We start from the raw sequence: 21641 nt of genomic DNA on the forward strand, positions 1-21641 counted from the left end.
TATTGAATTTCCCGAATCAGGCGCAGTTCCTGTGTAGCGAGCTGCTCACGATAGCGATGGCTCTGCTGGCATTGATGTTGGCTATGCCACCGCCTTCGCGAGCCAGCTCGCTCCCCCGGAGGGGGAGGGTTCTGGCGACTGTGAAGCAGCGTTCAGCGCTGGCTATGCCAGCCCGCCAGCAGGCTTGGCAGTTCGGTCAGGCTGCGGATTTCGGCGTCCGGCGCATGCTCTGCATCCCAGGTCTTGCCCGCCGGGTTGAACCACACTGCGCGCAGGCCAGCCTGTTGCGCGCCGGCGATATCGTCGCCCGGGTGGTCGCCGATGTGCACGGCGGTCTGCGCAGTGGCGCCACCGCGTTGCAGGGCCTCGTAAAAGAGCCGGGCGTCAGGCTTGGCGATGCCGATGTCTTCGGCGCACAGGGCGAACTTGAAGTAATCGGCCAGCCCAAGGCGGCGTACATCGGCGTTGCCGTTGGTGACCACGCCCAGGGCGAAGTGGTTGGCCAGGATCTCCAGGGTCGGTTGCACCTCGGGGAACACCTCCAGTTGATGGCGGGCGTGCAGGAAGGTCTCGAAGGCCTGGTCTGCCAGCTCGGAGGCTTGCCACTGGTCATAGCCGGCTTCTTGCAGCGCACGGAACAGCACGCGCCTGCGCAATGCACTGATGCGGTGTTTCAGGCCCGGTTCTTCGCGCAACACCTGTTCGCGGATCGTCCAGAGATGCTCCACCGGTACACCGCCCAGATTCGGTGCGTTATCGGCCAGCCATTGGCGTAAGACGGCTTCGGCGCTGGCGATCACCGGGGCGGTGTCCCACAGGGTGTCGTCCAGGTCGAAAGTGATCAGCTCGATGGTCATGATTCGTCGCCCTTGATGCGTTTGGCCCTGGGATGGGCACTGTCATAGACCGTCGCCAGGTGCTGGAAGTCCAGGTGGGTGTAGATCTGGGTGGTCTTGATGTCCGAATGGCCTAGCAGCTCCTGGACAGCGCGAAGGTCCTGGGATGACTCCAGGACATGGCTGGCGAAGGAGTGCCTGAGCATGTGCGGATGCAGATTCTGCCCCAGTTCACGTTCGCCGGCGGCCTTGACCCGCAGCTGGATCGCCCTGGGGCCGAGGCGGCGGCCCTGCTGGCTGACGAAAACGGCATCATCGGCGGGGTTGGCCAGTGCCCGTAGCGGCAGCCACAGCTCCAGGGCTTCCCGGGCCTTGCGGCCGATGGGCAGCAGGCGAGTCTTGCTGCCCTTGCCCAGTACCTGGACCATGCCGTCGGCCAGGTCCAGTTGATCGAGGTTCAGCCCCGTCAGCTCCGATAGCCGCAGGCCGGAAGAATAGAACAGCTCGAGGATCGCCTGGTCCCGTCGTGCCAGGAAGTCATCCTCGACCGCCCCTTCGAGCAGTTGCAGGGCCCTGTCGGTGTCGAGGGTCTTGGGCAACCGGCGCTCGCCCTTGGGGGGCGCCAGGCCGGTGGCCGGGTCGTGATCGCACAGGCCTTCGCGATTGAGGTAGTGATACAGGCCGCGCACCGCCGACAGCAGGCGGGCCAGGCTGCGAGAGGATTGGCCCTGTTGGTGCAGGCGGGCGACCAGGCTGCGCAGGCGCTGGATGTCCAGTGCCGACCAACTGCCAACGTTCTGTTTCTGACACCAGCCCAGCACTTTTGCAAGGTCGCGACGGTAGGCTGCCAGCGTATGGGGCGACACCTGGCGCTCACTGCGCAGGTGCTCGCAGTAGGCGTCCAGCTGCCGCTCCATCATCAGCGTACCGAGCGCAGCGAGCCGGTGTACCGTGGCAGCAGCCGGCCGGTGACCTCGGCGATGTAGCTGAGGAACAGCGTGCCCACCGAGCTCTTGTAGTGCTGGGGATCGCGACTGGCGATGGCCAGAACGCCATGCACGCCCTGATGGGCAATGGCGACGACGGCAGTGGAGCCGATCTGCTTGCGCTGTTCTTCGCCGAACAGGAAGTCCAGCTCGTGTTCGCGCAGGCTGCCGCTGACGCTCTTGTTTTCAGTCAGCAAGCCACCGATGGCCGTCTGTGCGTCGGCGTGGGTCACCCAGCGACCCACCGGCATGGCGTTGTCGCTGAACAGGATGAGGCTGACAAAAGGCACCTGGAAGTCCTGGCGCAGGCTGTCTTCGACACTCATCACCAGGTCTTCGAGGGTGTTGGCGTCCATCAAGGCCAGGATCAGGCGACGGGTCTTGTCGAAGAGCCGGTCGTTGTCCCGGGCGACGTCCATCAGGTGCGAGAGACGATGGCGCATCTCGATGTTGCGTTCGCGCAGGATCTTCATCTGGTGCTCCACCAGCGACACCGTATCGCCGCGTCGGTGGGGGATGCGCATCACTGAAAGCAAGTCTTCACGCTCGACGAAGTAGTCCGGGTGAGCCTCCAGATAAGCGGCCACCGCCGCGGCATCCGGAAGCTGGCTAGGGGATTCGTCGGGCTGCGAGGCTGGAACCTGTGGCTTGTCGGTCATGGGTTTGGCTCATTCAAAGACGAACTTGTCCTTCGTATACGCGAACTGCCGGGCCGGTCATCATCACCGGTTGGCCGGGGCCTGCCCATTCGATGGACAGGCGCCCGCCCGGCAGGTCGATCAGCAGGGGCGAATCCATCCATCCCTGGCTGATCGCGGCGACCGCGGCGGCGCAGGCGCCGGTTCCGCAGGCCTGGGTTTCCCCGGCACCTCGTTCCCAGACGCGCAGTTGGGCGCGGTGACGGTCGATGACTTGCAGGAAACCGACGTTCACGCGCGCTGGGAAGCGCGGGTGATGCTCGATCTTCGGCCCCAGCTCATGCACCGGCGCACTGTTGATGTCGGTGACCCGGAGTACGGCATGGGGGTTGCCCATGGACACCGCGGCCAGTTCCACCGTGGCGCCATCGACTTCCAGCGGGTAGCTCAGGGCCTGGGCCGGCGCTTCGAACGGAATCTCTGACGGCTTCAGGCGCGGGGCGCCCATGTTGACGCCGATCTGGCCATCGTTGCGCACGTCCAGCTCGATGATGCCGCTCTTGGTCTCGACGCGGATCCTGCGTTTGGCGGTCAGGCGCTTGTCCAGCACGAAGCGGGCGAAGCAGCGCGCACCGTTACCGCATTGCTCCACTTCCGAGCCGTCGGCGTTGAAGATCCGATAGCGGAAGTCCACATCCGGGTTGGTGGGCGCTTCGACGATCAGCAACTGGTCGAAACCGATGCCGGTGTGGCGGTCGCCCCATTGCTTGGCGTGCTTGGGCAGGATGTGCGCGTGCTGGCTGACCAGGTCGAGGACCATGAAATCGTTGCCCAGGCCGTGCATCTTGGTGAAACGCAGCAGCATGGTCTTACTCCGGCAGCAGGCTTTCGCCGGCGAACAGCTCGGCTATCGTCTCGCGGCGACGTACTTCGAATGCCTGATCACCGTCCACCAGCACCTCGGCGCAACGGCCCCGGGTGTTGTAGTTGGAACTCATGACAAACCCGTAGGCTCCGGCCGAATGCACGGCCAGCAGATCCCCTTCCTGCAATGCCAGTTCCCGGCCCTTGGCCAGGAAGTCGCCGGTTTCGCAGATCGGCCCGACGATATCGTAGCTGCGTGGGGCGGTATCGCGTGGGCGAACCGCGGACACGTCCATCCAGGCCTGGTACAGCGCCGGGCGGATCAGGTCGTTCATGGCCGCGTCGACGATGGCGAAGTCCTTGTGCTCGGTGTGCTTGAGGTATTCGACCTGGGTCAGCAGCACGCCGGCGTTGGCCACGATGTACCGGCCAGGCTCGAACATCAGTGCCAGATCGCGGCCTTCGAGGCGCTCGCGCACGGCCTTGATGTAGTCGGCCACCAAGGGCGGCTCTTCGTCGCGGTAGCGCACGCCGACACCGCCGCCCAGGTCGATATGGCGCAGGTAGATGCCGCAGTCGCCGAGGCGGTCGACCAATGCCAGCAGGCGGTCGAGGGCATCGATGAAGGGCTCCAGGGTGGTCAGCTGCGAGCCGATGTGGCAGTCGACGCCCAGCACTTCCAGGTTCGGCAGTTGGGCGGCGCGCACGTACACGTCTTCGGCGTCGGCAATGGCGATGCCGAACTTGTTTTCCTTCAGGCCGGTGGAGATGTACGGGTGGGTGCCGGCGTCGACGTCCGGGTTCACGCGCAGGGAAATCGGCGCGCGCACACCCAGTTCGGCGGCGACAAGCTGCAAGCGTTCGAGCTCGTCGGTGGATTCGATGTTGAAGCAGTGCACGCCGACTTCCAGGGCGCGGCGCATGTCTTCGCGGGTCTTGCCGACGCCGGAGAACACGATCTTGTCGGCACTGCCGCCTGCGGCCAGGACGCGTTCGAGCTCGCCACCGGAGACGATGTCGAAGCCGGCGCCCAGGCGTGCCAGGACGTTGAGCACGCCCAGGTTGGAGTTGGCCTTGACGGCGAAGCACACCAGGTGCGGCATGCCGACGAGGGCGTCGGCGAAGGTCCGATATTGCGCTTCTATGTGGGCACGGGAATAGACATAGGTCGGCGTGCCGAAACGTTCGGCGATCGCAGACAGGGCAACCCCTTCCGCGAACAGCTCCCCGCCACGGTAGTTAAAAGCGTCCATGGCAATCCCTTAGTAAGTGGTCTGGGTGTCGTGGGAGTGGGACCTGGATTGTGACGACTTGGCCTGCTCTTCGGGAGACTTGCTGTCGTCGGGCAGGTACAGCGGACCTTTTTGACCACAGGCTGTCACTAGGCAGGCAACCGCGACGAGCGCAGCAAGGGAAGAGATCAGGCGCTTCATGGCGAAATCCTTGAAAATGCGTTAATTGCGCCGGAGTATACCGGCCACCCGGCGGCTTGCCTATGCAACGGGCCTCCCGTCCGGCGGGGCTGGCGCCGTTATCGATTGCGGTGGCTGCGGTTGTCGTTGGTCGGTATATCCTTTGCAATCGTCGGGAAGCGCCCGTATCTTGCGGCGCTTGAGCATAAGCAGACATTTTCGAGGTTGCCGCAATGAGTTTGACTGAAGCCCGTTTCCACGATCTGGTCGATGCGACCCAGCAAACCCTGGAGGATGTATTCGAAGACAGCGAGCTGGATATCGACCTGGAAAGCTCCGCCGGCGTGCTGACTGTCAAGTTCGAAAACGGTACCCAATTGATTTTCAGTCGCCAGGAGCCACTGCGCCAGCTTTGGCTGGCGGCGGTCTCGGGTGGCTTCCACTTCGACTACGACGAGGAGAGCGGGCGCTGGCTGTGCGACAAGAGCGAAGAGCAACTGGGCGAGATGCTCGAACGCATCGTCAAGCAGCAGGCTGGTGTGGAATTCGACTTCGAAGGCCTGTGATCGCGTGAACCAGACTGCCCCGGTTCGGCCACCCAAGCCGCTCTACAGCAACGTCAGCCCCGCCGTGCCGTCGCCGTGCATCAGCCTTTGTCGACTTGACGAGCAAAAGGTCTGCCTCGGATGCTTTCGTCATGTGGAGGATATCCGCGAGTGGCGCTCGGCCGATGATGAGCGGCGGCGGGTCATCTGTGCCGAGGCGGCCAGGCGCAAACCTCAGGTGTAACCATCCGTGGCGAGGGGATTTATCCCCGCTGGTTGCCAAGCAGCCCGAAAGACTGAACGCAGCCAGGCAGGTCGATAGGGCAGGCAAGTTCAGGGCTGCACAGCCCAGATGGGATAAATCCTCACGCCACAGTTGGGTGTGCCAGCCCCCCGACTTGTATATTTATTGAGCTGTGTTAGTGTCCGGCTATGCCTCACCTTGCCGAGGCCCGTGAAAACCCCGTCTTCCTGTGGCGGGGTTTTGCTTTTTTCGTGCAGAAGAAAGGAGTCTGCCTGGATCATGACCGCACCTTCCATCACTCTTACCCGCCTGGACGTTCAGCGTCTGGAGCGTCTGATCGACAGCCTGGACGAAACGCTCCCGGGCGTGATCGCGTTGCAGACCGAACTGGATCGCGCCGAGACCCTGGTGGGCCATGAAGACGTGCCCGCCGACGTCGTGACGATGAATTCGCGTGTGCATTGCCGCGAGGAAGGCAGCGGCAAGGACTATCGCCTGACGCTGGTCTATCCACAGGACGCGAATGCCGATGAAGGCAAGGTCTCGATCCTGGCGCCGGTAGGCAGCGCGCTGCTGGGCCTGAAGGTGGGCCAGCACATCGACTGGCCGGCGCCGGGCGGCAAGACCCTGAAGCTGACATTGCTGGCCGTGGAATACCAGCCCGAAGCGGGCGGCGATTTCCACCTCTGATTCAGACCAGGGTCAGCGCCTCGTTCAGGGCGCGTTCCAGGTCGGCCTTGTAGCGCAGGTACAGATTGCTCGAGCAGGCACCGTCACCCACCAGGCCCGAGAGGTCCAGGTCGGTGATGTAGCAGCGATAGCGTTCGGCCTCGCGGCGCTGGCCGACGATTTCCCCGGCAACTACGCGGAACAGCTGGTCGCCGTGTTCCAGTTCCGAGAACTCCTGCTGGTTGCAGTACAGGGTGACGTGCACCTGGCCATGGGCCGCTTTGCCGATGATGGCCTGTACGTCATAGAACGGTTTGTTCACCGGTGTCTGCGGAGCCTGGCGTGCCTCGATCCGCCGCGCCCGTCCGTTGCCCGAGGGCAGCAACTGGTAATACAGGGTTTCCAGGTTCAACGGCTGGGCGGCATCCATTGGCAGCAGGGCGTCGCGGCGGTACAGCACCGATTGCAGGAAGCGTTGCAGCGGCACCAGCAGGCTTTGCTCGTCGTGATAGGGCAGGCGCTGCTGCCACAGGGCGTTGAGTTCGTCGAGCACGTACAGGTCGGCGTCGTCCTCGTTGACCCGGTAGAACACCTGGATGCACTCGGGTTGGCCCATGGGCAGGACCAGTGCCAGGTCATGATCTTCCAGGGCCATCGAGTCCAGGTGCAGCGGACTGTAGGCGGCCAGCTCTTCACCCAGGTAATCCATCAGCGCCGAGAGGCTGGCCAGGGGAATGTGGTTGACCTGGCCGGGCACCAGTTCCAGCACATGGTAGTGCTGCTGGACCTGAAGCAGATAGCGATGGTTGAGGTTGCTGAGCAGCAGCGTCTGGGCCGTTTCGATGACTTCTTCGACCCTTCGCGCAATGAACTGCGCGCGGTTGTGGCAGAAGCAGCGGACCTGCAAGCGCGGCTGGCGCGGCCCGGAGGGCAGGTCGTTGAGGTAGTCACGCAGGCAGTCGAGCAGCGCGTGCTCGCCGTCGAAGCGGTTGACCAGCACTTCGTTCCAACTGTTGAGCGTGACCTGGTCGAGGGTCAGCACCAGGTTTTCCCGGACACCGGCATAGCTCAGCGAGTCGGTGCGTTCGGTGGTCATCAGGATGTTCAGGTCGCGGTGATGCTTGAGCGGGTCGATGCCGACGTTTACCAGGATCAGCACCTCGCTGGGCACGCTGGCATGCAGCAGCCGTTCTTCGTCGACCGTGGCCAGGGGCAGCGCGATGGCCTGTTGCAGGCTGCCCAGCAGGTTGAACAGCTCGAACTCGCTCAGGTCGCTCTCGCCGGGGTGCAGCGCCAGCCGCGTACTGCTGTCGATCACGCCGTTGCGATGGCACCAGGTCAGCAGCTCCAGCAATTCCCGGCTGCGCTTGATCGGCGCGAAATTCTCCCACTCCAGGGCATTGAGGCTGCCGTTATAAAGGCCCCACTGGTTTTGCCCGGGTTCTTTCTTGTTGGGTGACTGAACCAGCGTCAGGGTGTCTTCGGCCAGGTCCGGCGCGATGCCGGGATTGATGAACTCCACCTTGTCGGCCTTGCGTTCGAACGCCGCGTACAACCGTCGGCCAAGGACGTTGAGGTCACGCTTGTTGATCAGGCTGACGGTTTTCTCGGTGCGGGCGAACTGGGTCAGGAAGCGGTAGCTGTAGGTCAGTTCATTGACCAGGGCCCGTCTTTCGTTGCTGACCTGGCGCACCTTCCACTGGCTGCGGCTGTCCAGCAGCGCCAGTTGGCGCTGATCCCAGCCCCATTCGCTGGCCAGGCGCTCGAGCAGCGTGCGTTGCCAGCCGCTGCTGCGCGCCGGGCCGGTGAGCTTGCGGTTGACCTTCAGGTAGAGCGCGCGCCGGATCAGTTCCAGACGCTCGGGCTCGCCGCGGGCCTTGAGGTATTCCTCGATGCGGCGATAGATCAGCATGTACGGGTCCAGTTCTTCCAGGTCCAGGCGATTGGCGAATACCGCCTGCTTGAAGCGCAGGCTCAGGCACCGGACGTCGGGGTGCTCGCTGGCATAGACCTCGGTCAGCAGCAGCTTGAGCACGGACTTGTAAGGGGACTCGATACCCTTGAACAACTGCCAGAGGCCGGCGCCAATGAACTCTCCCGGCGGGATGTAGGCCAGGTGTCCGAGGTCCAGTGTCTCGTCCGCTCGGATAAAGCGCTTGGAAATCAGCGTGTGGGTGTACTGCTCATAGTTGTCTTCTTCGTAGACCGGCACCAGCCACCAGATCGGCGTACGCCCCGCCAGCCAGATCGCGGTGCGGTAGAACTCGTCCAGCAGCAGGTAGTGCTGGGTCGTTCCGCAATCGTCGGAGCTGAGCTGGTTGTCCCTTTCGCCCCGTACGAACCGGGCCGGGTCGATGAGGAAGAAGTGGGCTTCGGCGCCCTGGGTCGCCGCCCAGGCCTCGAGCAACTGGCATTTCTTGCGCAGCTCGGCCAGTTCATCGTCGCTCAGGTCCGGTCCGTGACAGACCCATACGTCCATGTCGCTCTGATCCGCCTGGGCGAGCGTGCCCAGGCTGCCCATCAGGAACAGGCCGAGGATCGGCCTTGGTGGGTTGCTGCCGTGGCGCGGCTTGTAGGAGAAGGAGCGGGTCAGCCGCTGGGCCTCGGTGAGGACGCTGGCGTCGGGTTCGTAGTTCGACAGCCCTGCCGGAGTCGTGCTCGAGACGTAGCCGGGCAACAAGGGGTGATTGACGTGGAAAAACAGGGGCAGCAAGGTCAATACGCTTTGCTGGCGAGGCGAGAGGCCTTCCAGGGCACGTTCCATCCGGATGGTGTTGAGCTTGAGAAAACGTGCGCGCAACTGGCTCAAGACCTTGCGGTCGATTCCCTCATCCAGATCGGGGCGTATTTCGTGATTGCGGGTCATGTCGGCTCAAACCGCTCGCGGCGTCGAACGTGGGAGATCGAAGGTGATGGCAGTTTAGCGTCCGGGGCGTGGAATTCTTAAGCTGAAATATGATTTTTGACGCCGGAATTTCTACAGGGGGCGCAGTGCGCCTGCGGAAACCCCGGCGCAGGGATTTCCGTGGGCGACAGGAAGGTCAGGCGGCTTGCGATACGACGTTGAGAATGGTCAACAGGCCTTGCACGTGCTCGGCGGCATCCCGGCCCAGGCTGGTCAGGTAACCGCCGTCGGACTGGGTGATCAGGTCTTTTTCGTAAAGGCGTTTGGCGGCGGCGATGGCAGAAGGGGCAGCGGTCTGATGGATTTTCAGGCCTTCCTGGGAACTGTCCAGGTTGAAGAGTGCAAGGATTTCCAGTTCGGCAACCAGCTCAGGGGTAAGCGACATAAGGACTCCAGACTTTCTAGGAATTTGGACGACAGCGCCCTTAAGTTGAGCGCACTCTGGCGAACTGTCCAGTACCAGTGTCGTGCTTTTTGGTTTCGAGTGACGCAACACCGCTGTTCTGCCAGGCACAAGAGCCGTGCGCCTGGGGCTCATTGCTTTTCCGGTGGCAGCTCGGGCAGGGCACGCAACGCGGTTTCGTACCACTGGGCATCGAACGGACGATCCTGTTCGAGCATGGCGTCGATCTCATGGGCCAGCACATGGGCCATGAGGTTCAGGATTTCCTCCCGTTCGTACCCGACCAGGGTCAGTTTGTTGAAGGTTGCCTTGGCGGCGGGCGGGTTGTCGCTTTCGATCTGGTTTTCGATGGCTTCGATCAGGGTCGTTTCGACGAACTCTTCTTCGTCGTTGTCGATGTCGGTTGGCTCGCTCATGGCAGGCTCCTTTGAGAAAGGCCGCCAGTCTACCCCTATTCGCCAGGCTGATGGGCCTGGCGGGAAGTGCCCCGACCGTCTATAACGCAAGGCTGCCAACCCCGCACGGCCTGGAGGCTTGCAATGCTTGAGCTTTATGGTTTCTCTGTCAGTAACTACTACAACATGGTGAAGCTGGCGCTGCTGGAGAAGGGCCTGCCCTTCGCAGAGGTGCCGTTCTATGGCAACCAGGCTCCCGAAACCCTGGCCATCAGCCCCCGGGGCAAAGTTCCTGTACTGAAGACCGACCAGGGCTTCATCAATGAAACCAGCGTGATCCTCGAGTACATCGAGCAAACCCAGCCAGGCAAGCCCCTGCTGCCCGAAGACCCGTACGCCCGTGCCCAGGTGCTGGCCCTGTGCAGGGAAATCGAGTTGTACATCGAGCTGCCGGGGCGGGCGTGTTACGCCGAGGCATTTTTCGGCATAACGTTGCCCGACGCCATCAAGGAAAAGACCAGGACCGAACTGCTGCTGGGGTTCGCCACGCTCGGCCGCCACGGCAAGTTCGCACCCTATGTGGCGGGTGACAGCATGAGCCTTGCCGATCTGTACTTTCTCTACAGTGTCTCGCTGGCGTTACAGGTGGGCAGGAAGCTGTTCGATATCGATCTGTTGGCCGACGTGCCGGCAGCCAAGGCGCTGATGGAGCATCTGGAGCAGAACCCGAACGTACAAAGGATTGCGGCAGACAAGGAAGCAGCGATGCCGACGTTTTTAGCGATGATCGCCGCCAAGAAGTGAGCTTTTCGGTGAGTTGAAGCCGGCTATCACGAGCAGGCTCGCTCCCGCGTTTGAATCTCTGGATGTTCACTAGGGGTGTTCACCAAAGATCCGTCGTGGGAGCGAGCTCGCGATGCTTATGGCTTTCAGCGGCTGGCGAGCAACGCCTGGCCCCGCACAACCGCTGCCTTGACCTGGGCCGGCGCGGTGCCGCCGATGTGGTCACGGGCATTGACCGAGCCTTCGAGGGTCAGCACGGCAAACACGTCCTGCTCGATCTGGTCGCTGAACTGGCGCAGTTCATCCAGGCTCATTTCCGCCAGGTCCTTGCCGGTGTCCACGCCGTATTTCACGGCATGGCCGACAATCTCATGGCAATCACGGAACGGCAGGCCACGGCGCACCAGGTAGTCGGCCAGGTCGGTGGCGGTGGAGAAGCCGCGCAAGGCTGCTTCGCGCATCACTGCGTGCTTGGGCTTGATGGCCGGGATCATGTCGGCGAAGGCCCGCAGCGAGTCGCGCAAGGTGTCGGCGGCGTCGAACAGCGGCTCCTTGTCTTCCTGGTTGTCCTTGTTGTAGGCCAGCGGCTGACCCTTCATCAGGGTCAACAGGCCCATCAGTGCGCCGAATACCCGGCCGCTCTTGCCCCGTACCAGTTCCGGCACGTCGGGGTTTTTCTTTTGCGGCATGATCGAGCTGCCGGTGCAGAAGCGATCGGGCAGGTCGATGAACTGGAATTGCGCGCTGGTCCACAGCACCAGCTCTTCGGAGAACCGGGACAGGTGCATCATCGCGATGCTGGCTGCGGAACAGAATTCGATGGCGAAATCGCGGTCCGAGACGTTATCCAGCGAGTTGCCGCCCACGGCGTCGAAGCCCAGCAACTGCGCGGTGTATTCACGATCGATCGGGTAGGTGGTGCCGGCCAGCGCGGCGCTGCCCAGGGGCATGCGGTTGGTGCGCTTGCGGCAGTCCACCAGGCGCTCGTAGTCGCGGCTGAGCATTTCGAACCAGGCCAGCATGTGATGCCCAAACGTTACAGGTTGAGCGGTTTGCAGGTGCGTGAAGCCCGGCATGATGCTCTCGGCCTCGCGCTCGGCCTGTTCCAGCAGGCCTTTTTGCAGGCGCGTGATTTCGCCCAGGATCAGGTCGATTTCATCGCGCAGCCACAGGCGAATGTCGGTGGCAACCTGGTCGTTGCGGCTGCGGCCGGTGTGCAGCTTCTTGCCGGTCACGCCGATGCGGTCGGTCAGGCGTGCCTCGATGTTCATGTGCACGTCTTCGAGATCGACGCGCCAGTCGAACTGGCCGGCCTCGATCTCGCCCTGGATGGTCTTCAGGCCATCGATGATGCTGTCGCGCTCGGCATCGGTCAGTACGCCGACCTTGGCCAGCATGGTGGCGTGGGCGATCGAGCCCATGATGTCGTGGCGATACAGGCGCTGGTCGAAGTTGACGGAGGCGGTGAAGCGGGCGACGAAGGCGTCGACGGGTTCACTGAAGCGGCCGCCCCAGGACTGATTGGTCTTGTCAGTGCTCATGAATTCGCTCGTGATCGGCTGTGGAAAAAGTAGCGGTAAAGGCTGCGGCGGATGATAGCAGGGTTACCGGGGCTGGCGCTGGCACTGCCCGGCAGGTTTTTTCGGTGGCGGCCCCGGCTTTCGACGGAGGGTTTGCACAACGATATTTTCCGATTGAGCAATATCATCCCGGCAACCGTCTACAGTGGACGATAGGACGTCGGATTTTTAATCCATGGTGCATCGGACGAACCCAGACGCGGAGGTGCTCATATTGATCGGATCGAGTCTTGATAACCCTTACGGCGACGCCGTGCGACAACGGGCCCCGAGCATCGGTCGGCAAGCGCTGGTAAAGATAGGCAACCGCCTCGCGGCACTTTTTGGCCCTCGAACGAGTCTTAGCGTGGATCGCGGTGACGGATGTCACTTCCCCTGTCTACGCTATCCTTGTGCGAGACTCACGCAGGAATCCAGCGCAATATGAATGTCCTGATCGTTGATGACGAACCCCTGGCCCGCGAGCGCCTGAGCCGAATGGTTGGCGAGCTCGAGGGTTACAGTGTCCTGGAGCCGAGCGCCACCAATGGCGAAGAGGCGTTGGCCCTTATCGACAGCCACAAGCCGGATATCGTGCTGCTCGACATCCGCATGCCTGGCCTGGATGGCTTGCAGGTCGCGGCGAAGCTGTGCGAGCGAGAGTCGCCGCCCGCGGTGGTGTTCTGCACCACACGGGACGACTTTCCCCCCGATGTGTTGCAGGCCGGTGCCGTGGGCTACCTGGTCAAGCCAGTGGCCTCCGAGGCGTTGCTCGACGCCTTGCGCAAGGCCGAGCGGCCCAACCGGGCGCAACTGGCGGCATTGACCCGCCCTGCAGCCGAAAGCGGCAGCGGTCCGCGCAGTCACATCAGCGCGCGTACCCGCAAGGGTATCGAACTGATTCCGCTCAATCAGGTGGTCTATTTCATTGCCGACCATAAATACGTGACCTTGCGCCATGAGAGCGGCGAAGTCCTGCTGGACGAGCCACTCAAGGCCCTCGAAGACGAGTTCGGCGAGCGGTTCGTACGCATCCACCGCAACGCCCTCGTGGCACGCGAGCGTATCGAGCGTCTGCAACGGACCCCACTGGGGCATTTCCAACTGTTCCTCAAGGGCCTCAATGGCGATGCCCTGATCGTCAGCCGGCGGCACGTGGCTGGCGTGCGCAAGATGATGCAACAGCTTTAACCGCCACTGCGGAGCGTCCATGCGCTCCCTTTCCAGGATATTGACGGGCAGGGAGGCCCCGGGGTCGTGATTCAAGTCAAAGCGTATTTGGCTGAGCTGTTATTATTCGCCGTATCTTTTAAGTACGGATTGATCCATGTCCCCTCGCGAGATCCGCATCGCCACCCGTAAAAGCGCCCTGGCCCTCTGGCAGGCCGAATACGTCAAAGCCCGCCTGGAAGCGGCCCATCCCGGCCTGATCGTGACCCTGGTGCCCATGGTCAGCCGCGGTGACAAGCTGCTGGATTCGCCGCTGTCGAAAATCGGCGGCAAAGGCCTGTTCGTCAAGGAACTGGAAACCGCGCTTTTGGACAACGAAGCCGACATCGCCGTGCATTCGATGAAAGACGTGCCCATGGATTTCCCGCAAGGCCTGGGTCTGTTCTGCATCTGCGAGCGCGAAGATCCGCGGGATGCGTTTGTCTCCAACACCTTCGCCAGCCTTGATGCCTTGCCTGCCGGGAGCGTGGTCGGCACCTCCAGCCTGCGTCGCCAGGCGCAGTTGCTGAGCCGTCGTCCGGACCTGCAGATCCGCTTCCTGCGCGGCAATGTCAATACGCGCTTGGCCAAGCTCGATGCCGGTGAGTACGACGCGATCATCCTGGCCGCCGCCGGCCTGATCCGCCTTGGCTTCGAAGACCGCATCACCTCGGCCATCAGCGTCGACGACAGTCTGCCCGCCGGCGGACAAGGCGCGGTGGGCATCGAGTGTCGCAGCGCCGACAGCGAAATCCATGCCTTGCTCGCGCCTCTGCACCACGACGACACCGCCACCCGGGTATTCGCCGAGCGTGCCCTCAACAAACACCTCAATGGTGGCTGCCAGGTTCCCATCGCCTGTTATGCCGTGCTCGAAGGCGAGCAGGTCTGGCTGCGCGGCCTGGTGGGCGATCCGAATGGCAGCCAACTGCTGGGCGCCGAAGGCCGCGCGCCGCGCGCCGACGCCGAAGCCCTGGGCGTGCGTGTGGCCGAAGACCTGCTGAGCCAGGGCGCCGACGACATCCTCAGGAAAGTCTACGGCGAGGCCGGCCACGCGTGACGGGCTGGCGGCTGCTGTTGACCCGGCCGGCGGATGAGTCGTCGGCCCTGGCGGCCGTACTGGCCGATGCCGGTATATTCACCAGCAGCCTGCCGCTGCTGGATATCGAGCCGCTTCCCATCGTCGATTCCGCACGGGCGATTCTCCAGCGCCTGGACCAGTACTGTGCCGTGATCGTGATCAGCAAGCCCGCAGCCCGCTTGTGCGTGGAGCAATTGCGTCAGCACTGGCCCGAACCACCGGCGCTGCCGTGGTTCAGCGTGGGCGCCGCCACCGGGCAGATCCTTGCCGATGCCGGCCTGTGCGTGTTCTACCCGGACAATGGCGACGACAGCGAAGCCTTGCTTGAACTTCCCGCCTTGCGTCAGGCTCTCACCGGGCCCGAGCCACGAGTGTTGATCGTGCGTGGCGAGGGTGGACGCGGTTTGCTGGCTGAGCGTTTGCGTGAGCAAGGTGCTAGTGTCGACTATCTGGAGTTGTACCGGCGCACCCTGCCACGGTACCGCGAAGGTGAATTGCCGGCGAAGGTGCAAGCGGAACGCCTGAACGCGCTGATGGTCAGCAGTGGGCAGAGTTTCGAGCATCTGCACCGACTGGCCGGCTCAGCGTGGCCCGCCCTGGCGCGGCTGCCATTGTTTGTTCCAAGCCCAAGGGTTGCCGAGATGGCGCGTGCCGCCGGGGCCCGAACAGTTGTGGATTGCCGTGGCGCCAATGCCGCGGCTTTGCTGGCGGCGTTACGGGAACAAGCCGTGCCGTTTTCTAATGCAAAGGATGGACACGTGAGCGAAACAGCCTTGCCAAAAGAAGATCAAGACCGGCCTGCGATCGATGCGCCGGTTGAAACCCCGGCCCCAGCGGCGCCGCGTCGCGGCAACGGGTTGGCCATTGTTGCGTTGCTGCTGGGGGCCGCTGGCGTGGCCGTGGGTGGCTGGGGCGTCTGGCAGGTGCGGCACCTGCAGGCCAACAACCAACAGCAGGCCGCCCAGGTCCAGGCGCTGAATGACCAGGCGCAGAATCTCAAGCTCAACGAGCAGCGCCTCACTGATCGCCTCGCCCAGTTGCCCGCCGCCGAGGAGCTGGAGGAGCGGCGGCGCCTGGTCGCCCAGTTGCAAAGTGACCAGCAGCATCTGAACCAGCGCCTGGAGACGGTACTGGGCGCCAGCCGCAAGGATTGGCGTCTGGCCGAGGCCGAGCACCTGCTGCGCCTGGCCAGCCTGCGTCTTTCCGCCTTGCAGGACATCACCAGTGCCCAGGCGCTGGTCCAGGGCGCCGACGACATCCTGCGCGAGCAGAATGACCCGGGCTCGTTCGCTGCCCGGGAACAATTGGCCAAGACCCTCGCGGCGTTGCGCAGCACCGAACAGCCGGACCGGACCGGGCTGTTCCTGCAACTGGGCGCCCTGCGTGACCAGGTGCTGCAACTCTCGGAACTGGCACCTGAATACAAGGATCGCGGGGAGTCGCTGCTGGGCCTGACCGCCGATGGCGATGGCGCCAGCCGCTGGGCCCAGTGGTGGGATCAGATCTCGCGCTATATCCGCATCGATTTCAATGCCGACGAGAACGTCCGTCCGCTCCTGGCGGGGCAGAGCCTGATGCAGGTGCGCCTGGCCTTGAGCCTCGCCCTGGAACAGGCGCAGTGGGCCGCCCTCAATGGCCAGGCACCGGTCTACACCCAGGCGCTGACCGAGGCCCGCGATGTACTCAAGAACAACTTCAACCAGGACAACCCGCAAAGCAGGATCATGCTCGAGCGCGTGGTTGAGCTGGCCCGGCAACCGGTCACGGTGGTCACACCGGACCTGACGAGTGCCCTGAGCAGCGTCCAGGCTTACCTGGAGCGTCGCAACCTGAACGCCGAAGAGTCGGTCAAGCCGCTGGCCAAGCCTGGCGAGCAGGGGGCCACGCCATGAAACGTCTCTACGTGATTCTGTTCGTGGTCATCGCTGTCGCCGCCTTGCTGGGCGTCGCGATCAGCGAGCATTCGGGTTACGTGCTGGTGGCGTACAAGAACTTCCGGTACGAGGCTGGCCTGTGGGTCACCCTGGCATTGGTGGTGTTGCTCTGGCTGCTCTGGTGGGGCCTGAGGGCCTTGCTCGGATTGGTGACCACGTCCGGCGGGGTGGTCAATCCCTGGTCGCGGCGCAATCGCAGTCGTCGCGTGCAAGTGGCGATCGAGCATGGCCAACTGGATCTGGCCGAAGGTCGCTGGGCCAGCGCCCAGCGGCATCTGCATCGTGCCGCCGAAGCCGAGCGTCAACCCTTGCTCTACTACCTCGGCGCGGCTCGCGCGGCCAATGAACAAGGTCTTTACGAGCAGAGCGACAGCCTGCTGGAGCGGGCCCTGGAGCGACAGCCCCAGGCGGAGCTGGCCATTGCATTGACTCACGCCCAGTTGCAGATGGACCGGGGCGATACCGACGGAGCCTTGGTCACCCTGCAAGCCATGCACGATCGCCATCCTCATAACGCCCAGACCCTGCGCCAGTTGCAGCGCCTGCATCAACAGCGCGGGGATTGGTCGGCGGTGGTTCGCCTGTTGCCGGAACTGCGCAAGGACAAGGTCCTGCCGCCGGCGGAATTGGCGGAGCTGGAGCGTCGGGCCTGGGGGGAAAACCTGTCCCTGGCGGCCCACCGTGACGAAGACGGTAGCGTCGGCCTGCAATCGCTCAACCGTGCCTGGCAGCAACTGACCGCCGCACAGCGCCAGGAGTCGGCGCTGGTATTGGCCTATGCCGAACAACTGCGCCAACTGGGTGCCCAGGGCGAGGCCGAGGAGGTGTTGCGCACGGCGCTCAAGCGTCACTACGACAGCCACCTGGCACGCCTGTACGGGCTGGTCCGTGGGAACGATCCGATCCGGCAATTGCAGGCGGCCGAAGGCTGGCTCAAGGATCATCCGGCTGACTCCAGCCTGCTGCTGACATTGGGACGCCTGTGTCTGCAGAACAGCTTGTGGGGCAAGGCAAGGGATTACCTCGAAAGCAGCCTGCGGATCCAGCGCAACCCGGAAGCCTGTGCCGAACTAGCGCGCCTGCTGGCGCAACTGGGGGATGCCGAGCGCAGCAACCAGCTGTTCCAGGAAGGCCTGGGCTTGCTGGACGAGCGTCTGCTCGCCGCGCCGCTTCCGGCGTCCCAGGCCTTGCCTGGCTGATGCTGCGCTCAACAGTGTCGGCGGTTCGTCTTGGCATCGCCAATGATTCGACCGCCGATAATGGTCCGGTTCAAGGCTCGGATGATGTCCTGGGGAAAGTCCTACAGGGGATCGCGCTGAATCCTTGAGTGTCTGTCGGGAATTCCCTACACTCCTGGTGAAGTGTCTGCGCGGGGCCGCCTTGAAAGGCCCGAGGGCTTTCCTCTACCGTAACTACCTGTCTCTTCTGTTACGGAACCGCCATGTCTTTGGCCTGCTCACGCTTCTTGTTTTTCATGGCTTCCATCGCTGCGGCCCTGGCCCTGGGCATCGCCAGCTACCTGGAATATGCGGTCGGCCTGACACCGTGCAGCCTGTGTGTCCTGCAGCGGTTGTGCCTGCTGCTGTTCCTGGGGAACTGCCTGGCGGCCTGTGTGCACGGCCCGGGCCACAAGGGCAGCATCGTCTACGGGGGCGTGGGGCTGATCCTGGTGTCGGGAGCGATGACATTGGCCTGGCGCCAGGTCCTGGTACAAAGTCATTCGGTCGAGCCGTTGCCCGATTGCTTCACCCGCATGGAGGGAGCGGGCTCATGGTGGAGCGCTGTGCATCGCGTCATCGATGGCGCGGTCGATTGCGCGAGCGTCACCTGGACGTTGTTCGACTTGAGCGTTCCCGAATGGAGCCTGCTGTTTTTTCTCGCCGTGTCCATCGCCATGACCTACCTGCTGCTTCGCCTTGTCTGGAACGCGCTGATCCGACCACTGGGCGGCAAGACGTCGCAGTTGGTCCGTGCTGTGGATTAAACACTTGTATGAACTTTATCTCCTGCGTACCTTGAAGCAGCTGTCGTGCGGGCATAATCTGGCCCGCACGTATCATTGGAATTATGCCGCTCGATCAAGTTGTGTCCGGCTTGCCATGAATCATCAGGCGTATGCAGGCTGCGAGGGGCATGACTCACAAGGGAAGAAATCGCCATGCTCGAAAGTTGTCAGAATGCTCAGGAACGCTGGGGTGGAGTGCACCTGCTGATCGACCGCTGGTTGCAGGAGCGTCACGAACTGGTTCGGGCCTATGATGCTCTCGGCGACAAGCCTGAAGCGCTGGGAGAGAGCCGCAAGCCGTTGCAGGAGTTCTGCGGTGTGCTGGTCGACTACGTCTCTGCCGGTCATTTCGAGATCTACGAGCAATTGACGAGCGAAGCCAAGGCCTTCAACGACAAGCGTGGCCTGGAACTCGCCGAACAGATCTATCCACGTATCGATGTCATCACCGAAAAGCTGCTGGCCTTCAACGACCTCTGTGATGAAGGCAAGTGCGTGGCGGAAAAATTCAAGGAACTGGGTGGCTTGTTGCATGAGCGTTTCGAGCTGGAGGACTGCCTGATCGAAGTGCTGCACAACGCCCACAAGGAAGAGGCCGCGGTCCAGGCTTGAAGGATTTGAGGCAATAAAAAACGGTGCGCATTGCGCACCGTTTTTTATTGCCGGGCTTCAGGTCGTTGCGCCCAGCAGTTCGATCTCGAACACCAGCGGCGTGAAGGGGGGGATCACATCCCCGGCACCTTCGGCGCCGTAGGCCTGTGTCGAAGGAATCACCAATCGCCACTTCGCGCCCACCGGCATCTGCGGCAACGCGCTGCGCCAGCCATCGATCACGCTGTCGAGGCTGAACCATTGCGCCTGGCGGTTGGAGTCGAAGACGGTGCCGTCAGGCAGTCGACCCGTATACAACACCTGGACCCTGCCGTGGGGGCCGGCTTTCGTGCCATGGCCTGGCTTGAGTTCGGTCAGCAGGATGCCGTCCGCCAACTGCTGCACGCCAGGGCGGCTCCTTTCTTCAGCGAGAAATTTCTGTTCCGTCTTCAGCGCTACTTCGACCTGCGGTGTCGTCGACTGCGCGGTCAGTCGCGCCTGGTGTTCGGCCAGAAGCTGTTCGATACGCTCGTCACTGAGGGCCAGGGGCTTGCCCTGGTAGGCCTGTTTCAAACCTTCCACCAGCGCCTGGATCTGCAGGTCCGGTACGTCCTGGCGCAATCGTTCTCCCAGGCTCGCGCCCAGGCTGTAGGCCAGGTCGCGGTCATCGTTCGTGCCGGCTTTCTCGGTGGCCTGGACCATGGAGCAAACCATGCACAGACATAAAAACAGGTGACGCCACATGTGTACTTTCTCCGGCCTCGAATCGAGGAATTATGCCAGCGCTGGTATCGATGGACATGGGTGGCTCTGGCAATGACACAGAAGATTTTTCGTCCCTTGCAACGCAACGTCCCGTGTACTGTCAACATGCCCTAGCGGCGGTTGCAGCAGAGGTCTAGTATGAGCCGCACTCACGTCAGTCAGGAGGTAAACCATGTCGGCCCCCAAGAAGCCAGTAAACACTCCGTTGCACTTGCTCCAACAACTGTCGGGCAGCCTGCTCGAGCATTTGGAAAATGCCTGCTCCCAAGCCCTGGCTGATGCTGAAAAACTGCTCGCCAAACTGGAAAAACAACGCGGCAAGGCTCAGGAAAAACTGCACAAGTCACGCACCAAGTTGCAAGAGGCGGCAACCGCCGGCAAGGCCAAGGCTCAAGCCAAGGCGAAAGACGCAGTGAAAGAACTCGAGAGCCTGCTCGATGCCTTGAAGGATCGTCAGTCCGAAACCCGCGCCTACATCCTGCAACTCAAACGCGATGCCCAGGAAAGCCTGAAGCTGGCTCAAGGCGTTGGTCGTGTACAGGAAGCCGCCGGCAAAGCGCTGACGCTTCGCGCCGCCAAGCCTGTCGCTGTATCGGCCAAGAAGCCTGCCGCTAAACCTGCCGCAGCAAAAACACCGGCCAGAGTGGCAGCCAAACCTGCCGTGAAGGCGCCTGCCAAAGCGGCGAGCAAACCGGCTGCCAAGCCTGCGGCGACCAAGCCGGTCGCTGCCAGCGCAGCCAAGCCCGCAGCGAAGAAACCAGCCGTCAAGGCTGCCGCCAAGCCGGTCGCGAAAGCGCCTGCTGCCAAACCTGCAGCAGCCAAACCGTCCGCTGCCAAGCCTGTCGCCAAACCTGCAACATCGAAAACCGCCGCGGCCAAGCCTGCTGCAAAAGTCGCTGCGAAACCAGTCGCCGCGAAAACGGCAGCCAAGCCAGCGGCAACCAAAACAGCAGCTGCAAAACCTGCTTCGGCCAAGCCGGCCGCTGCCAAGGCGCCTGCCAAGACCGCAGCCAAACCTGCTGCTGCCAAGCCGGCCGCGCCCAAGACCGTCGCCAAGCCTGCTGCTGCCAAGCCGGCCGCAGCCAAGCCTGCTGCCAAGCCCGCAGCCAAGCCCGCAGCCAAGCCTGCGGCGAAACCGGCTGTGAAAAAGCCAGCCGCCGCCAAACCGGCGACGCCTACCGCAGCCAAGCCAGCGACAGCCGCTCCAGCTCCATCCTCGACACCCGCACCAACCGCCAGCACGCCGGCTCCGGCGCTGAACCCGAGCGTCACCACGACGTCGGGCACCAGCACCCCAACCAGCGCCTCCTAACGGCCGGATGCCGCGACGCGCAGCTGATGCAGCGCGTCGCGGTTCGGTTGGGCGATACTCGCCACTATTTCTTGCAGCCACAGCGCTGAATCTAAGGGGGGCCCTCCAGGCCATTCCCCGGTCGCGACTTGCAATCGCTCCAGCAACTTTCGCTCGGCCTCGAGTTCCAGCTGCTTGACCTGCTCGCGCAATTCATCGAGCGCAGTGTCATCAAGCGCGCGGACTTTCCATTGGGTGCGAAGGGTGCGTAACGGCTGGACGACCTCCATGTCCCAGGTTTCGGTCAATTGCCGAAGCTGCTCCAGCCTTCGTTCATCGCAGGTCACGCCGCGTTCTGCCAGCCACAGGCCGCAAAGCAGCAGGCAGACATTGGCGCCGCTGTCTTGCAGCGTCAGGCAAGCCTGCTCTACGCCGGGCCTGGCGTACAGGTCGAGGGAAAAACTCCACAGGTCAGGGGACATCGTGCTACTCGCGCCAGTTGCGAGCGAAGCTGGTAGACTCCGCC

General features: G+C 63.1%; 23 protein-coding genes and 1 pseudogene. 12 read left to right on the forward strand and 12 right to left on the reverse strand.

All coding sequences use genetic code 11. The annotated features are described in order from the left end of the window. Window positions 1–152 precede the first annotated feature (152 nt). From BT179_RS05395 to BT179_RS05420, 6 genes are read right to left on the reverse strand one after another with little or no spacing between them, the layout of a single operon-like run. Window positions 153–857 (reverse strand): HAD family hydrolase, encoded by a 705-nt coding sequence (locus BT179_RS05395; protein WP_072390614.1) that lies wholly within the window; start codon window positions 855–857, stop codon window positions 153–155. Next, window positions 854–1753: a tyrosine recombinase XerC gene (xerC, locus tag BT179_RS05400; RefSeq protein WP_072390611.1), complete on the reverse strand. Its 900-nt coding sequence runs from the start codon at window positions 1751–1753 to the stop codon at window positions 854–856. The genes BT179_RS05395 and xerC overlap by 4 nt, the downstream gene beginning before the upstream one ends. Before the next feature lie 2 nt (window positions 1754–1755). Beyond that, window positions 1756–2481 carry a DUF484 family protein gene (locus BT179_RS05405; protein ID WP_072430945.1) on the reverse strand — a complete coding sequence of 242 codons (726 nt, stop codon included), beginning with the start codon at window positions 2479–2481 and terminating at the stop codon, window positions 1756–1758. 13 nt (window positions 2482–2494) lie between these two features. Continuing rightward, the gene (gene dapF, locus BT179_RS05410) at window positions 2495–3325 is read right to left on the reverse strand and encodes a diaminopimelate epimerase (RefSeq protein WP_072390607.1); all 831 of its coding nucleotides are present in this window, start codon (window positions 3323–3325) and stop codon (window positions 2495–2497) included. A 4-nt stretch (window positions 3326–3329) separates the two neighbouring features. Further along, the gene (gene lysA / locus BT179_RS05415; protein WP_072390604.1) at window positions 3330–4577 is read right to left on the reverse strand and encodes a diaminopimelate decarboxylase; all 1248 of its coding nucleotides are present in this window, start codon (window positions 4575–4577) and stop codon (window positions 3330–3332) included. A gap of 9 nt (window positions 4578–4586) precedes the next feature. Beyond that, window positions 4587–4757, reverse strand: coding sequence for an LPS translocon maturation chaperone LptM (locus tag BT179_RS05420; protein ID WP_072390601.1), 171 nt, complete (start codon window positions 4755–4757; stop codon window positions 4587–4589). Window positions 4758–4969: 212 nt separating this feature from the next. Here BT179_RS05420 and cyaY point away from each other — a divergent pair, with 212 nt between their 5' ends. The 3 genes from cyaY (at window position 4970) to rnk (ending at window position 6215) form a co-directional block, all read left to right on the forward strand. Continuing rightward, window positions 4970–5302: an iron donor protein CyaY gene (gene cyaY / locus BT179_RS05425; RefSeq protein ID WP_072390595.1), complete on the forward strand. Its 333-nt coding sequence runs from the start codon at window positions 4970–4972 to the stop codon at window positions 5300–5302. Between the two features lie 4 nt (window positions 5303–5306). After that, window positions 5307–5525, forward strand: coding sequence for a DUF1289 domain-containing protein (locus BT179_RS05430; RefSeq protein WP_072390592.1), 219 nt, complete (start codon window positions 5307–5309; stop codon window positions 5523–5525). 279 nt (window positions 5526–5804) lie between these two features. Continuing rightward, window positions 5805–6215, forward strand: a complete 411-nt coding sequence (rnk, locus tag BT179_RS05440; protein WP_072390586.1) for a nucleoside diphosphate kinase regulator — start codon at window positions 5805–5807, stop codon at window positions 6213–6215. A gap of 1 nt (window position 6216) precedes the next feature. Here rnk and BT179_RS05445 read toward each other — a convergent pair whose 3' ends face one another. The 3 genes from BT179_RS05445 to BT179_RS05455 form a co-directional block, all read right to left on the reverse strand. After that, window positions 6217–9060: a class I adenylate cyclase gene (locus BT179_RS05445; protein ID WP_072430944.1), complete on the reverse strand. Its 2844-nt coding sequence runs from the start codon at window positions 9058–9060 to the stop codon at window positions 6217–6219. A gap of 175 nt (window positions 9061–9235) precedes the next feature. Beyond that, complete coding sequence (locus BT179_RS05450; RefSeq protein WP_072390580.1) at window positions 9236–9484, reverse strand: TIGR02647 family protein; 249 nt, start codon at window positions 9482–9484, stop codon at window positions 9236–9238. 149 nt (window positions 9485–9633) lie between these two features. Then, the gene (locus BT179_RS05455; protein ID WP_072390577.1) at window positions 9634–9918 is read right to left on the reverse strand and encodes a hypothetical protein; all 285 of its coding nucleotides are present in this window, start codon (window positions 9916–9918) and stop codon (window positions 9634–9636) included. 123 nt (window positions 9919–10041) lie between these two features. Between BT179_RS05455 and BT179_RS05460 the strand changes: the two genes are divergently transcribed. After that, a complete protein-coding gene (locus BT179_RS05460) occupies window positions 10042–10701 on the forward strand; it encodes a glutathione S-transferase family protein (RefSeq protein ID WP_072430943.1) in 660 nt (219 codons plus the stop codon). Window positions 10702–10826: 125 nt separating this feature from the next. Here BT179_RS05460 and argH read toward each other — a convergent pair whose 3' ends face one another. Continuing rightward, window positions 10827–12221: an argininosuccinate lyase gene (gene argH, locus BT179_RS05465; protein ID WP_072390570.1), complete on the reverse strand. Its 1395-nt coding sequence runs from the start codon at window positions 12219–12221 to the stop codon at window positions 10827–10829. Window positions 12222–12683: 462 nt separating this feature from the next. Here argH and BT179_RS05475 point away from each other — a divergent pair, with 462 nt between their 5' ends. The 7 genes and pseudogenes from BT179_RS05475 to BT179_RS05505 all read left to right on the forward strand — a co-directional run bounded on the left by BT179_RS05475 (window position 12684) and on the right by BT179_RS05505 (window position 19080). Then, window positions 12684–13430 carry a LytR/AlgR family response regulator transcription factor gene (locus BT179_RS05475; RefSeq protein WP_072390564.1) on the forward strand — a complete coding sequence of 249 codons (747 nt, stop codon included), beginning with the start codon at window positions 12684–12686 and terminating at the stop codon, window positions 13428–13430. Between the two features lie 136 nt (window positions 13431–13566). Continuing rightward, window positions 13567–14508 carry a hydroxymethylbilane synthase gene (gene hemC / locus BT179_RS05480; protein WP_072430942.1) on the forward strand — a complete coding sequence of 314 codons (942 nt, stop codon included), beginning with the start codon at window positions 13567–13569 and terminating at the stop codon, window positions 14506–14508. Further along, a pseudogene (locus BT179_RS26945) lies at window positions 14505–15251 on the forward strand (uroporphyrinogen-III synthase); the annotation flags it as partial. The gene hemC and the pseudogene BT179_RS26945, both read left to right, overlap by 4 nt. A gap of 36 nt (window positions 15252–15287) precedes the next feature. After that, on the forward strand, window positions 15288–16421 hold the full coding sequence (locus BT179_RS26950; RefSeq protein ID WP_256343717.1) for a uroporphyrinogen-III C-methyltransferase: 1134 nt from the start codon (window positions 15288–15290) through the stop codon (window positions 16419–16421). Beyond that, window positions 16418–17662, forward strand: a complete 1245-nt coding sequence (locus BT179_RS05490; RefSeq protein ID WP_072390555.1) for a heme biosynthesis HemY N-terminal domain-containing protein — start codon at window positions 16418–16420, stop codon at window positions 17660–17662. Before BT179_RS26950 ends, BT179_RS05490 begins: the two co-directional genes overlap by 4 nt. A 242-nt stretch (window positions 17663–17904) precedes the next feature. Next, window positions 17905–18447: a disulfide bond formation protein B gene (locus BT179_RS05495; RefSeq protein ID WP_072390552.1), complete on the forward strand. Its 543-nt coding sequence runs from the start codon at window positions 17905–17907 to the stop codon at window positions 18445–18447. 174 nt (window positions 18448–18621) lie between these two features. Beyond that, a complete protein-coding gene (locus tag BT179_RS05505; protein ID WP_072390546.1) occupies window positions 18622–19080 on the forward strand; it encodes an Rsd/AlgQ family anti-sigma factor in 459 nt (152 codons plus the stop codon). A 57-nt stretch (window positions 19081–19137) separates the two neighbouring features. On the opposite strand, the gene BT179_RS05510 is transcribed toward BT179_RS05505, so the two are convergent. Continuing rightward, window positions 19138–19803: an FKBP-type peptidyl-prolyl cis-trans isomerase gene (locus BT179_RS05510; RefSeq protein ID WP_072430939.1), complete on the reverse strand. Its 666-nt coding sequence runs from the start codon at window positions 19801–19803 to the stop codon at window positions 19138–19140. Between the two features lie 193 nt (window positions 19804–19996). Here BT179_RS05510 and BT179_RS05520 point away from each other — a divergent pair, with 193 nt between their 5' ends. Then, the gene (locus BT179_RS05520; protein WP_072430938.1) at window positions 19997–21136 is read left to right on the forward strand and encodes an AlgP family protein; all 1140 of its coding nucleotides are present in this window, start codon (window positions 19997–19999) and stop codon (window positions 21134–21136) included. On the opposite strand, the gene BT179_RS05525 is transcribed toward BT179_RS05520, so the two are convergent. After that, window positions 21133–21597: a TIGR02444 family protein gene (locus BT179_RS05525; protein WP_072430937.1), complete on the reverse strand. Its 465-nt coding sequence runs from the start codon at window positions 21595–21597 to the stop codon at window positions 21133–21135. The genes BT179_RS05520 and BT179_RS05525 overlap by 4 nt on opposite strands. Window positions 21598–21641 lie beyond the last annotated feature (44 nt).

The sequence above is a fragment of the Pseudomonas sp. NFACC43 genome (genome assembly GCF_900119645.1).
Taxonomy (GTDB): Bacteria; Pseudomonadota; Gammaproteobacteria; order Pseudomonadales; family Pseudomonadaceae; genus Aquipseudomonas.

Bases quoted from the DNA above. Each gene is read 5' to 3' on its own strand.
- BT179_RS05395 (WP_072390614.1), bottom strand. From the start codon at position 857: ATGACCATCGAGCTGATCACTTTCGACCTGGACGACACCCTGTGGGAC.
- xerC (WP_072390611.1), bottom strand. From the start codon at position 1,753: ATGGAGCGGCAGCTGGACGCCTACTGCGAGCACCTGCGCAGTGAGCGC.
- BT179_RS05405 (WP_072430945.1), bottom strand. From the start codon at position 2,481: ATGACCGACAAGCCACAGGTTCCAGCCTCGCAGCCCGACGAATCCCCT.
- dapF (WP_072390607.1), bottom strand. From the start codon at position 3,325: ATGCTGCTGCGTTTCACCAAGATGCACGGCCTGGGCAACGATTTCATG.
- lysA (WP_072390604.1), bottom strand. From the start codon at position 4,577: ATGGACGCTTTTAACTACCGTGGCGGGGAGCTGTTCGCGGAAGGGGTT.
- BT179_RS05420 (WP_072390601.1), bottom strand. From the start codon at position 4,757: ATGAAGCGCCTGATCTCTTCCCTTGCTGCGCTCGTCGCGGTTGCCTGC.
- cyaY (WP_072390595.1), top strand. From the start codon at position 4,970: ATGAGTTTGACTGAAGCCCGTTTCCACGATCTGGTCGATGCGACCCAG.
- rnk (WP_072390586.1), top strand. From the start codon at position 5,805: ATGACCGCACCTTCCATCACTCTTACCCGCCTGGACGTTCAGCGTCTG.
- BT179_RS05445 (WP_072430944.1), bottom strand. From the start codon at position 9,060: ATGACCCGCAATCACGAAATACGCCCCGATCTGGATGAGGGAATCGAC.
- BT179_RS05450 (WP_072390580.1), bottom strand. From the start codon at position 9,484: ATGTCGCTTACCCCTGAGCTGGTTGCCGAACTGGAAATCCTTGCACTC.
- BT179_RS05455 (WP_072390577.1), bottom strand. From the start codon at position 9,918: ATGAGCGAGCCAACCGACATCGACAACGACGAAGAAGAGTTCGTCGAA.
- BT179_RS05460 (WP_072430943.1), top strand. From the start codon at position 10,042: ATGCTTGAGCTTTATGGTTTCTCTGTCAGTAACTACTACAACATGGTG.
- argH (WP_072390570.1), bottom strand. From the start codon at position 12,221: ATGAGCACTGACAAGACCAATCAGTCCTGGGGCGGCCGCTTCAGTGAA.
- BT179_RS05475 (WP_072390564.1), top strand. From the start codon at position 12,684: ATGAATGTCCTGATCGTTGATGACGAACCCCTGGCCCGCGAGCGCCTG.
- hemC (WP_072430942.1), top strand. From the start codon at position 13,567: ATGTCCCCTCGCGAGATCCGCATCGCCACCCGTAAAAGCGCCCTGGCC.
- BT179_RS05490 (WP_072390555.1), top strand. From the start codon at position 16,418: ATGAAACGTCTCTACGTGATTCTGTTCGTGGTCATCGCTGTCGCCGCC.
- BT179_RS05495 (WP_072390552.1), top strand. From the start codon at position 17,905: ATGTCTTTGGCCTGCTCACGCTTCTTGTTTTTCATGGCTTCCATCGCT.
- BT179_RS05505 (WP_072390546.1), top strand. From the start codon at position 18,622: ATGCTCGAAAGTTGTCAGAATGCTCAGGAACGCTGGGGTGGAGTGCAC.
- BT179_RS05510 (WP_072430939.1), bottom strand. From the start codon at position 19,803: ATGTGGCGTCACCTGTTTTTATGTCTGTGCATGGTTTGCTCCATGGTC.
- BT179_RS05520 (WP_072430938.1), top strand. From the start codon at position 19,997: ATGTCGGCCCCCAAGAAGCCAGTAAACACTCCGTTGCACTTGCTCCAA.
- BT179_RS05525 (WP_072430937.1), bottom strand. From the start codon at position 21,597: ATGTCCCCTGACCTGTGGAGTTTTTCCCTCGACCTGTACGCCAGGCCC.